Origin of the sequence: Porcibacter vitabionis (assembly GCF_046263795.1) — a bacterium.
Lineage (GTDB): Bacteria > Bacillota > Clostridia > Lachnospirales > Lachnospiraceae > Lachnocurva.
The window spans coordinates 29,028-40,374 of record NZ_JBJYZD010000011.1 but is presented as its reverse complement, the minus strand read 5'-3'; the positions used below and the strand labels follow the sequence as shown (position 1 = coordinate 40,374).

At 48.4% G+C, this 11,347-nt stretch carries 9 protein-coding genes and 1 tRNA gene; 9 read left to right on the top strand and 1 reads right to left on the bottom strand.

Annotated features, from left to right (window positions below; all coding sequences use genetic code 11):
- Positions 1-133: 133 nt before the first annotated feature.
- Positions 134-2,782 carry a transglycosylase domain-containing protein gene (locus tag ACKX2L_RS08880; protein ID WP_497551569.1) on the bottom strand — a complete coding sequence of 883 codons (2,649 nt, stop codon included), beginning with the start codon at positions 2,780-2,782 and terminating at the stop codon, positions 134-136.
- Positions 2,783-2,939: 157 nt separating this feature from the next.
- Between ACKX2L_RS08880 and ACKX2L_RS08875 the strand changes: the two genes are divergently transcribed.
- From ACKX2L_RS08875 to ftsX, 9 genes are all read left to right on the top strand, one after another.
- Complete coding sequence (locus tag ACKX2L_RS08875; RefSeq protein ID WP_497551568.1) at positions 2,940-3,611, top strand: IMPACT family protein; 672 nt, start codon at positions 2,940-2,942, stop codon at positions 3,609-3,611.
- A gap of 171 nt (positions 3,612-3,782) precedes the next feature.
- A tRNA-Gln gene (locus ACKX2L_RS08870) sits at positions 3,783-3,855 on the top strand.
- Positions 3,856-3,921: 66 nt separating this feature from the next.
- Complete coding sequence (locus ACKX2L_RS08865; protein WP_497553106.1) at positions 3,922-4,635, top strand: acyl-[acyl-carrier-protein] thioesterase; 714 nt, start codon at positions 3,922-3,924, stop codon at positions 4,633-4,635.
- 69 nt (positions 4,636-4,704) lie between these two features.
- A complete protein-coding gene (locus ACKX2L_RS08860; protein ID WP_497553105.1) occupies positions 4,705-5,535 on the top strand; it encodes a CvfB family protein in 831 nt (276 codons plus the stop codon).
- A gap of 132 nt (positions 5,536-5,667) precedes the next feature.
- A complete protein-coding gene (gene trxB / locus ACKX2L_RS08855; protein ID WP_497553104.1) occupies positions 5,668-6,585 on the top strand; it encodes a thioredoxin-disulfide reductase in 918 nt (305 codons plus the stop codon).
- Between the two features lie 185 nt (positions 6,586-6,770).
- Complete coding sequence (locus tag ACKX2L_RS08850; protein ID WP_497553103.1) at positions 6,771-8,072, top strand: C40 family peptidase; 1,302 nt, start codon at positions 6,771-6,773, stop codon at positions 8,070-8,072.
- A gap of 541 nt (positions 8,073-8,613) precedes the next feature.
- Positions 8,614-9,702, top strand: a complete 1,089-nt coding sequence (locus tag ACKX2L_RS08845) for a PucR family transcriptional regulator (RefSeq protein ID WP_497551563.1) — start codon at positions 8,614-8,616, stop codon at positions 9,700-9,702.
- An 18-nt stretch (positions 9,703-9,720) separates the two neighbouring features.
- Positions 9,721-10,401, top strand: coding sequence for a cell division ATP-binding protein FtsE (gene ftsE / locus ACKX2L_RS08840; RefSeq protein WP_497551562.1), 681 nt, complete (start codon positions 9,721-9,723; stop codon positions 10,399-10,401).
- Positions 10,401-11,309, top strand: coding sequence for a permease-like cell division protein FtsX (gene ftsX, locus ACKX2L_RS08835; RefSeq protein ID WP_497553132.1), 909 nt, complete (start codon positions 10,401-10,403; stop codon positions 11,307-11,309). Before ftsE ends, ftsX begins: the two co-directional genes overlap by 1 nt.
- Positions 11,310-11,347: the final 38 nt, after the last annotated feature.

The following is an 11,347-nucleotide window of genomic DNA, read 5'->3' as shown; positions in this document are numbered from 1 at the left end:
TCACTATCGGATTTTTTCTGTCTGTATTCTATTACGATAAATTGGGCTGTTTTCTTCCCTGAAACTATCGCAATTTCGAATTTTGATCTGTATTACGATTTTTCTTCGCGGCGGTTCCCTGAGCCTGGGCTTCCTACCTGCCGGAAGCCTGAGAAGACTGCCCGGCAGAGCCTTGTGAAGCTGGAGCACTTTGCCCCTGACTGCTCTGCTCCTGGCTGGTCTGCCCCTGCCCACCTGTCTCATTCGGTATTACAGGCTCTGTAATGACCGGACTTGTATGGACATTGCAAGTGGACTGAAGGGCAGCAGGATCGATCAGATAAGGCGCCTCTGTCGTATTCGGACTTCCTCCGGTCACAAAAACTTTCTCTGTAACACTTGATTCCGGACAATAAGGGCCGGCCGGCAGATTGGAATCCTGGCAGATTTTGATCTTGATATGATGATCGCAGTTTTCGGTTGGAACGGTCCCCTTTGCAAAGTATTCCGAAATGGTCTTATCTCCTCTGGGATCGGCATTGCAGACCCCGTCAATCGGAAGTTTTCCGGACTCGGAGCAGACATTGGCCTGGACGATGTCCGATGGAGCCGGGAAGCCCGGATCGGGAAGGCCGTCATTGATCTGTGTCATGATGCTCCGCCAGATCCGATTGGAGTAGGCTGTGGTGGACTGGGGGGAGTTGTCATCATATCCGCCCCAGATCGCCAGGGTGTAATAAGGACTGAAGCCTGCCATCAGGGTATCACGGGAATCATTCGTGGTTCCGGTTTTACCGGCAACAGTGATATTGGATGGTCTGGCGCTCTTTCCGGTACCCTTTGTCAGAACGTCCTGCATGGCACTGGTCAGAAGCCAGGCAGTTGTACTCTTGATCACTCTGGTGCCCTCGGAAGCCTGTTCGCTTTCATTATTCAGAATGACTTTTCCATTATGGTCCTCAATCTTGGTATAGAAAGTCGGCTTGTGGTAGAGACCGGAATTTGCAATCGTTGCATAGGCTCCGCAAAGTTCCAGGTTGGTTACACCTTTTGTAATACCTCCGATGGCCAGAGCCTGGTTATTGTCCCCGCTGGTCAAGGTCGTGATTCCGAAATCCTGCACATACTGGTAACCCAGGCTGGTGCCGATCTCCGTCAGGGCCTTGACGGCAACAACGTTGATGGACATGGTAATCGCTTCGCGGAAGTTGGTAAAGCCGGTGTATTTATCATCATAGTTTCGGACCTGCTTTTCGGAGGAAGCATAGGTCATGGGAGCATTGTCTTCTACCGAAGCCAGAGTCTTCCCGGCTGCGTCCAGAGCCGGCGCATAGACGGCCAGTATCTTAAATGTAGACCCCGGCTGACGTGTGATATTTACGGCCCGGTTCAGGGTCTTGCTGGCGCTTTTGTCTCCTCGTCCTCCGACAAGTGCCAGGACTTTTCCGGTTTTCTGGTCAATGATGGTAGCAGATGCCTGAGGCTGGAGAGTGAAAGTGATGGACTCATTGCCCGGCGCAATGGTATCTCCCTCTTTTAAGATGGCTTTTTTATATTCCTCGATGGCAGCCTTTGCCTCCTCTTCGCTATTGTAATTTATACTATATTTCTGCCCTTTGGTCTGCTTGAAGTAATTCAAGAGGGTCTGACTGTTGAAATTTTCAAAACTGCCGTCAGCCCGATTGACCGTCAGAGCATAGGAAAAGGAAACTTTCGGCTTGGTATCATAATTCTTCTCGTTATTGATCTCGTTCTCGGCAATCTCCTGTATCTTGGAGTTCTGTGTGGAATAGATCTTTAAGCCGCCGGTATAGAGCTTCTGATATGCCTGAGTCTCTGAATATCCGAGCCGGTTTACGAGATCATCAATGACTTCATCGGTGAGAGCATCCACGAAGTAGGAGTTCACCGAGGCGCTTGTGACTGCATTATTGGCATTCTGGATCCGCTCGTAGACATTGTCATTTAAGGCTTCCTCGTATTGTGGCTTTGTAATCAGCCCCTGGTCCAGCATATTTTTTAAAACAAGTTTCCGCCGGTTAGCGTTCTGGTCCGGATTGGAGATCGGATTGTAACGGGTTGGATTCTGGGTGATCGCCGCGATGACAGCGGCCTCGGAGAGATTTAACTCGCTGACATTTTTATTAAAGTATCGTTTGGACGCTGCCTGAACACCCAGGGTGTTCTGGCCGAGATTGATCGTGTTGAGATAATTTTCCAGTATGGTCTTCTTGGGGGTGATTTTCTCCAATTGAATCGCCAGATACTGTTCCTGAATCTTCCGGTTCAGGGAATCACGGAAGGTCTTCTCCGAAGCCCAGGAGGAGAAGTAATTATTCTTCAAAAGCTGCTGGGTAATGGTGCTGGCGCCCTGCATACGTCCGCCGGATACGAGCCGGGTGAAACCGGCGCGGAGGATTCCGCGGATATCAACACCGTTATGCTCGTAGAAACGGGCATCCTCTATTGCAATAAAGGCGTTCTGCACATCCTTTGGAATCTGATCGAGCGCTACGTATTCCCGGTTTGCACCGGAAGCTGCCAGTTTCTGCAAGGTCTTTCCATCACTATCATAGACGGTTGTGGAGAAACCGGATGGCGAGATATTGATGGTGGATGCGTCCGGCAGTTTCTGAATCAGATTTCTTGCATATAAAGTAAATGCCAGGCCCGCCCCGGCGATGAGAACCAGAAGAAAGACCAGGATGGAACGGATCACGACGATTCCGGCTTTCTTTCGGCGCCGAATGGACTTCTTGTCAGAAGTGCGATTCGATGTCACTTTATTTTTCCCTAAATTCATGTATACCTCCGTATGAAACGGTTCATATATCCTCTGGGTCTATATTTCACAATTGTGCTACACCACAATTGTTATGATTATATCATAGCTTGGAATTTTCTTGTATAATGAGATTACAGGGGCAGGATAAGCCGAGAATTATCGGAAGGAGAAAAGGATGGCTGATGGAAAGAGCCGGCTGATCGAAAGTAGAAAGATTGTCATGGAAGACGGCGAGGGCTTCTATGAAGAGAAGAAATCCCGCTTTTTGTCGGAACTCCATGCGGTTCATTCGGAGGATGAGGCACTTTCTTTGGTGGAGGCTGCGAAGAAGAAGCACTATGACGCCAGACACCATTGTTATGCATTTCGGATCGAAGAGCAGGGGAGGATGGTCGAGCGGGCTTCGGATGATGGAGAACCTCAGGGAACCGCCGGTCGTCCGATCCTGGATGTCCTGAAGGGACAAGAGATCTATAATGCATTGATCATAGTAACGCGGTATTTCGGTGGTACGCTTCTTGGCAGCGGCGGCCTGACCCGGGCTTATTCTGCTGCAGCAAAAGACTCCCTTGAGAAGAGCCTGGTCCTTTCGGAGAGAAGGGGGCTGGTTTTTGATCTGTCCTATCCATATGATCTGGCCGGCAAGGTGGAATATCTCTTCCGGAATTCCGGAGGGATCCTTCTTTCTAAGGATTATGGCAGTCTTGTGAGAATCCGCGGGATTCTGCCGGAAGAAAGCGGTCGTTTTCAGGATGAGTTACAAAATCTGAGTAAGGGCAGCCTGAAACTGGAGAATGCCACATCTTGCAGTTATGTGGAAAAGGACGGGGAGGGAATTTTGCTTTGAATGATTACAGTGTCAAAAGTCTGCGGCAGGCATGACATGCCTATATCATTTGAATGACAGAAGTGAAAAACGCATGCTAAAAAATTGAAAAAAATTTTAATTTAGTGCTTGACATAGTTGGCAGTGTCCTGTATAGTATCATTTGTTGACGCGAGAGCGGCAGATCAATAATGGCCCATAGCCAAGCGGTAAGGCAACGGACTCTGACTCCGTCATTTCGCAGGTTCGAATCCTGCTGGGCCAGTTTCAGGCACTGTGTTCATCACAGTGCCTTTTTTGTATTTACTCGTTGAAAGGAGGAAAAGCACCGATGATATATGAGATGCAGAGCAGAGTGCGTTATAGTGAAGTGGATTCCGAGGGGATCCTTAGCATACCGGCTCTGATCAATTACTTTCAGGATTGCTCTACTTTCCAGTCAGAGGATACGGGCTTTTCCATCCGCTGGCTGAGGGAGCATGGGCAGGGCTGGTACATCCTTTCCTGGCAGATCGATATTGATCGCCTGCCCAAAATCGGTGAAGAGATCCTCATCACGACGCGGCCGACCGGATATCAGGGACTCTACGCCACTCGTGATTTTACAATGGGGGATCCCGACGGGGAGGCCTTCGTTCGGGCCCGGTCGATCTGGATCTTAATGGATCAGAATAAAATGCGGCCAACCATTGCTTCGAAGGAAATGAAACTTGCCTATGGCCTGGATGCCCCGGTCGAGGGAGATTGGGGAGGTCGTAAGATGGAAGAACCTGCCCCACAGGACTTAGTGGATGCCGGAAACTTTACAGTGACCCGGGCCCATTTGGATTCGAATCATCATATGAATAATGAGAAGTATATCGAAGAAGCGATGGCGGTTCTGCCGGAAGGCCGTTCCATCCGCGGTATCCGGACCGAGTACCGGAAACAGGCGGTCTTCGGGGATATGGTCTACATTCAGACAAAGACAGAGGAGGACCGGATGACAGCGGTCTTGAAAAGTGATGGAGAGATCCTGGCCATTGTAAGTTTTTTGACCAGGTGAAAAGGTGACCAGGTGAACAGGTGGTTTTGAAACAAATCTCTAAGCATGAATGAATCAGGAGGAGAACAGATGCGTTTAGGAGAAATACAGACCCTCCGAATCGTCCGTTTCAAGGACTTCGGCGCCTATCTTGGCGAGGATGGGTCGGACGAGACAGTACTTTTGCCGAAGAAGGAGCTTCCGGAGACAGCAGGCGTGAATGATGTACTGCCTGTCTTCCTATATAAGGATTCAGAAGACCGCCTGATTGCGACGACCAGGGAACCCAGGCTGACCGTGGGCAAGATGGCCCCTCTGACGGTTCGCCAGGTGTCGAAGATCGGAGCTTTTCTGGACTGGGGACTGGAGAAGGACCTTCTGCTTCCTTTCCGGGAGATGGAGGGTAAAGTGGAAGAGGGAGATGAGATCCTGGTTCGGCTTTATATCGATAAGACGGGACGTCTGGCAGCATCCATGAAGGGACTCTATCATCTGCTTTCGAAGCAGTCTCCCTATCAGAAAGGGGATCAGGTCAATGGACGAATCTATGAATTCGGACATGACTTCGGTACCTTTGTTGCTGTGGATGACAAGTATTCGGCCATGATTCCAAAATATGAGAAGACCAGCCAGTTCCGGATTGGAGATATACTGGAACTTCATGTGACAGGAGTCAAGGAAGACGGAAAACTCGATGTCTCCCTTCGAAAGGCTGCAGTCGAAGAAATTCCGGAGGATGCGCAGAAGCTCTTGGATCTTCTGGATTCCTATGCCGGCGTTCTTCCCTTTACCGAGAAGGCAAAGCCGGAGGTGATCTTCCGGGAGACAGGACTTTCCAAGAATGCCTTTAAACGGGCGGTCGGGCATCTCTATAAGGAGAGGAAGATCTCTCTCGAAGGAGGTAAGATCAGAAGGATCTAAAAAATAAGGATCGAGGCAGAGGAGATTTCCGTCGGCCTTTTGATTATCTTGTACTGGTAAGACAAATCAAATTCTGGTAAAATTGATATTACAACAGAACAAGAATCATTGGAAGCTAGAAAGGTGGCAAAGATGAATACATTAGATACATTGATCATCGGCGGCGGCCCGGCAGGGCTTTCAGCAGCGATTTATGCAAAACGGGCCGGCCTGTCTATGGTCTGCCTGGATCCCAGCCCCATGGGCGGCGGTCAGATTGTGAATACCTATGAAGTGGATAACTATCCGGGACTTCCCGGGATCAGCGGCATGCAGCTTGGCATGGAAATGAAAAAGCATGCCGAAAAACTGGGTGCCGATATTCGCGTTGAAATGGTATCGTCAGTGGAAAAGGAAGGAGAATATTGGAAGGTTACTTCTAATAAAGAGAGCTATCTCTCGAAAACCATCATCCTCTGCAGCGGTGCCATTAACAGAAAGCTGGGGATCCCCGGTGAGAAAGAAATGACAGGAGCAGGTGTCTCCTACTGTGCAACCTGCGATGGCGCTTTCTTTCGAAATAAGGTAACTGCGGTCATCGGCGGCGGTGATGTGGCATTGGAAGATGCCATCTTCCTTTCCCGCTTTGCATCGAAAGTCTATCTGATCCATAGAAGAGACAGTTTCCGCGGAGCCAAGATCCTTCAGGATGAGGCACTCTCTATCGATAAAATTCAGGTACTCTATGATACGATCCCGGATGAGATTCAGGGAGACGGTCAGGTCGAAGGCCTGAAAGTTCATGATAAGAAGACCGGCGAGAGCCGGGTGCTTTCAGTGAATGGTGTCTTTATTGCTGTCGGAACAGAACCCAATACCAATGACTGGGACTGGCTGCCGGAACGGGATGAGAAAGGTTATATCAAAGCAGGTGAAGATGGTGTAACTTCGATCCCCGGCATTTTTGCCGCCGGCGATGTCCGGACCAAGCAGCTCCGCCAGGTTATTACGGCGGCTTCGGATGGTGCCAATGCTGTAACAAGTGTGCAGAGGTATCTGATCGGGCATTGACAGTATCGTATGTCCCGTGCTATTATACTTAAGATTTAACATGTCTGTAACAAATAGAAATAAACTGTTACAAATAAGACTGGAACATGTCATATTTTGCAGATATATAAAGCAAGTAGATTCATTTGCCGGAAAATTTGCAGATAGAATCATAGAAATCGAACAAGTATAAAAGGGGCGGGATTATGAGTGATAATCAAAATAAGAAATTTCGAAATCTGGCAAGACTTACCATCGCTGCCGGAGCAATGATTGCGGGAAGCAGTTTGACAGCGAATGCGGCACCTCTGGCAGGAGCATCCAGCCTGGCGGCTTCTTCGATCGCAAGTACGGTAAGTCGTTCAGGAAAAGCTTCCGCTACTGAGACCAATCATGTAAAATCCGCATCCACCAGAGCCGGTGTTTCTTCCATGCTTGCCAAGATCACAACGGCGTCTCAGACCAAGGCAAATCTGAAGATCACGGCGGAGAAGGAAGCTCAGGAGGCTGCAGAAGTTGCAGCAGCCAATGCGGCAGCAGAAGAGCAGGCACGTTATGCCAAGCTTGCCGTTGCTAATGTCAGTGATTATGCTTATGTCCGGACTGCTCCGGATTCCAACAGTGATTATGCCGGAAAACTCTATCCGAATACTGTTGCAACGATCAATGGTCAGGAGGGTGACTGGTATAATATTACTTCCGGTGATGTCAGCGGATATGTCTACAAGGATTTCCTGATCATCGGCGATAAGGATAAGATCAATGCCGCAGCCAGGAATACCGTTACGATCAATGCGGATACCTTGAGAGTCAGAACAGCTCCGGATGAGAACGCCCAGGTTCTGACCATGGTTGCCGGTACAACAGAACACACAGTAACCGATAATTCCAATGGGGACTGGATTGGTATTGCTACCGATGCGGGCAATGGATATGTCAGCCGTCAGTTTGTTTCTGCCGTAGCCACCAGCTATTCCTATGCAGAATCCAAAGCAGCAGAACAGGCTCGTCTGGCTGCAGAAGAAGCCCAGAGACAGGCAGCTGCTGCAGCAGAAGCTGCAAAACAGGCAGCGGCACAGAGGAAGGCTGCGAGTCAGGCAAGAAATAAGAGCACGGGCGGGAAAGCGCAATCTTCCGGCCGCACTTATGCAGCACCGTCCGGCGGTTCCGGAAGTGCTGTTGTAAGTTATGCAAGCCAGTTTGTCGGTAATCCTTATGTCTATGGTGGAAGCAGTCTGACAAATGGTACCGATTGTTCCGGATATGTCATGAGTGTTTATGCCAAGTTTGGTGTAGGACTTCCTCATTCTTCTTCCGCAATGCGTTCTCAGGGCAGAGGGGTCAGTGTTTCTGAAATGCAGCCCGGAGATATCGTCTGCTACAGCGGTCATGTCGGAATCTATGCAGGCGGCGGTCAGATTCTGAATGCGTCGAATCCGAAGTCCGGTATCAAATATTCCAATGTAAACTATGCACCGATCCTTTCTGTTCGGAGAGTGCTGAACTAAAATGAACGAAAAACAGGGCAGGAATATTAGAACAGAATACAAAGAAGAAATCAGGGGGACCTTCCATTTGGAGGTCCCTTTTTTATTTACATCTTGCACATATTTGGAGGTTCCCTTTTTCTTATATACATCTTGAACCTATACATCTTGCACAAAGTTTATAGATTGTTTAGAATTTGACAGGATCTGTCCACAGTTTTCCACGCCGAGAGGAGATTTTTTCCACAGAAACAAGGCCGAAAATTGGACTTATACACAGACTTATCCACTTTATCCACAAACATGGGATAGAATCGAAAAAATGACGAAAGCCAAAAAAAGAACAACTGTTTTGTAAAAAGCTGACAAAATCCATAAAAACAAAGGAATCCGCTTGACAGAGACTGCTATGTAAAAAATGCCTAAATTCATAGAAAGAGGTATTCCATTTTTCGTGCATTTATATTAAACTGGATAAAGATATGGTAAAAGTACCATAAAACACCGAAGCGGAATTGTTGAATGTGTATAGTAATCATGAAGGAAATTGGGGGATACAAAAGTGGTATCAAATCAGGTTCTGCAGAAAACCCTCGACGGGTTAACTCAAATTACGAAGAAAAGCTTTGCTGTGACAGATTCAGAAGGCGGTATTCTCGCTACAACGATGGAGGATACGAAACGCTATGTGGATAGTGCCCGCAGCTTTGCCGGTTCAGATGCGGATAGCCAGACGATTTTCGGTTGCCATTATATGAAGGTCTTTGACGAACAGAGACTGGAATTCATTGTGATTGTCCGGGGGGATTCAGAAGAAGACTATACAGCAGCCCGGGTTCTGGCCTTTCAGATCCAGGAATTGATGATCGCTTACAGAGAACGTTTCGACCGGGATAATTTCATCAAGAATCTTCTTTTGGATAACTTACTCATGGTCGATATTTATAACCGGGCAACACGACTCCATATCGATGTGGAAGCCCGTCGTATCGTCCTGGTGGTGGAAGTCGGCGATGATAAGGACGGGGATGACATGGAACGTGTCAGAACGCTGTTCAGCGGAAGGTCCAAGGACTTTGTCACGGCCGTTGATGAGCAGAACATTATCATTGTAAAGGAACTGCAGCCCGGGGACACCTATGACGATGTCGCAAAGATTGCCAATACCATCGTGGACCTCTTCCATGGGGCTCCGGATCGAAATATCCGCGTGGCTTACGGAACGATCGTGAATGAGATCAAGGATGTATCTCAGTCCTATAAGGAGGCTTCTCTGGCGCTTGATGTCGGAAGGATCTTCTTCCAGGGACGAAATGTCATTGCCTATTCGGTACTGGGAATCGGCCGTCTGATCTATCAGCTGCCCATCCCTCTCTGCAAGATGTTCATCAAGGAGATCTTCAAGGATAAGACGCCCAATGATTTTGATGAAGAAACCATAACAACCATTAATAAGTTCTTCGAAAATAATTTGAATGTATCGGAGACCTCGCGTCAGCTTTACATTCATAGAAATACTCTCGTTTACCGGCTGGATAAGCTGCAGAAGGCAACCGGACTGGATCTTCGGGTCTTCGAAGATGCCATCACTTTCAAAATTGCTCTGATGGTGGTAGAGTATATGAATTATATGGAGGACCACAATTTCTGACAGGAGATCTGATATAAAATGATCAAACTTGAACATGTTAGTAAGTCGTATCAGACAGGAGTTCCCGCTCTGAATGATATCAGTCTGCACATTCACCCGGGGGAGTTTGTTTTTGTAACCGGTGCGAGCGGCTCCGGTAAATCTACATTGATCAAGCTCCTTTTGGATGAATTTCCACCGACCGAGGGCAGGATCGTTGTCAATGGCAAGGATCTGTCCGCCATTAATCACAGGTCGATCCCTAAGTACCGAAGAAATATCGGCTGCGTTTTCCAGGACTTCCGTCTCCTTCCGGACCGGAATGTCTATGAAAATGTTGCATTTGCCATGAAGGTCGTAGAGGCTTCGAATCGAGAGATCAAGAAGAAAGTGCCACAGGTGCTCTCCATGGTTGGCTTGGCGGCCAAATACCGTTCTCTGCCCCGTCAGCTGTCCGGAGGTGAGCAGCAGCGTGTGGCCATTGCGCGAGCACTGGTCAATCGGCCTCGGGTGATCTTAGCCGACGAGCCGACCGGAAATCTGGACAACCATACTGCATGGGAGATCATGGGGCTTCTGGATGAAATTAATCAGAGGGGAACGACGGTTCTTGTTGTTACACATAATCTGGACATCGTAGAACGCATGAAGAAACGAGTGATCACGATCCGAAAGGGGACACTGGTTAGTGATGTGGATCCGGAGGATGATGATTTATGATGAAATTTAGCAGTATCTTTTACAATATCAAGCAGGGCTTTAAGAATATCTGGAGAAATAAAATGTTCTCCATGGCGTCCATAGCTACTATGGCAGCCTGCATTTTCCTGCTTGGCCTTTTCTATTCGATCGGATCAAATTTCCGCGGCATGGTCAAGGATGCCGAGGCCAGCGTTTCCGTTACGGTCTTTTTTAACGACGGACTAAGTCAGGATCAGATCAATGCGATCGGAGACAAAATCAAGGCCAGACCGGAAGTGGAGAAGATGGAGTTCGTCTCTGCCAATGAAGCCTGGGCCGAATATCAGAAGGAATTCTTCAAGGGAAACCCGGAAGCTGCGGAAACCTTTAAAAATGACAATCCCATGGCAAATTCCGCCAACTACCAGGTTTATCTGAAGGATGTTTCACAGCAGGAAACCTTTGTAAAGTATGTGCAGAAACTGGATGGTGTCCGGAAGGTCAACCAGTCCAAGGCGGCTGCAAGGACACTGACGGATTTTAACCGCCTTCTGACTCTGATCTCCGTAGCGGTCATTGCGATTCTGATTGCAGTTGCGGCTTTTCTGATCTCCAATACCATTACCGTCGGTGTATCGGTCCGTAAGGATGAGATCGCCATCATGAAACTGATAGGCGCCAAGGACAGTTTTGTCCGGGCTCCTTTCGTGGTCGAGGGTATTGTGATCGGCCTGGTGGGGTCTCTGATCCCGCTTGTGATCCTCTGGTTCCTCTATCAGAATATCCTGATCTATATCAAGAACCGCTTTACATTTTTAAGTAATCTTGTGAATTTTGTGCCGGAAAAGGAGATCTTCCATTTCCTGATTCCCATTGCCCTGCTTCTCGGAGTCGGCATCGGCTATATCGGAAGCCGTGTCACTCTGAAACGGCACTTAAAGGTTTGACCGGACGAAAACAGGACGTCCCCGGACAAGGATAAGCG

What these genes read in the sequence shown, in the direction of transcription:
- ACKX2L_RS08880 (WP_497551569.1), bottom strand. Translation starts at nt 2,782, where the DNA reads ATGAATTTAGGGAAAAATAAAGTGACATCGAATCGCACTTCTGACAAG.
- ACKX2L_RS08875 (WP_497551568.1), top strand. Translation starts at nt 2,940, where the DNA reads ATGGCTGATGGAAAGAGCCGGCTGATCGAAAGTAGAAAGATTGTCATG.
- ACKX2L_RS08865 (WP_497553106.1), top strand. Translation starts at nt 3,922, where the DNA reads ATGATATATGAGATGCAGAGCAGAGTGCGTTATAGTGAAGTGGATTCC.
- ACKX2L_RS08860 (WP_497553105.1), top strand. Translation starts at nt 4,705, where the DNA reads ATGCGTTTAGGAGAAATACAGACCCTCCGAATCGTCCGTTTCAAGGAC.
- trxB (WP_497553104.1), top strand. Translation starts at nt 5,668, where the DNA reads ATGAATACATTAGATACATTGATCATCGGCGGCGGCCCGGCAGGGCTT.
- ACKX2L_RS08850 (WP_497553103.1), top strand. Translation starts at nt 6,771, where the DNA reads ATGAGTGATAATCAAAATAAGAAATTTCGAAATCTGGCAAGACTTACC.
- ftsE (WP_497551562.1), top strand. Translation starts at nt 9,721, where the DNA reads ATGATCAAACTTGAACATGTTAGTAAGTCGTATCAGACAGGAGTTCCC.
- ftsX (WP_497553132.1), top strand. Translation starts at nt 10,401, where the DNA reads ATGAAATTTAGCAGTATCTTTTACAATATCAAGCAGGGCTTTAAGAAT.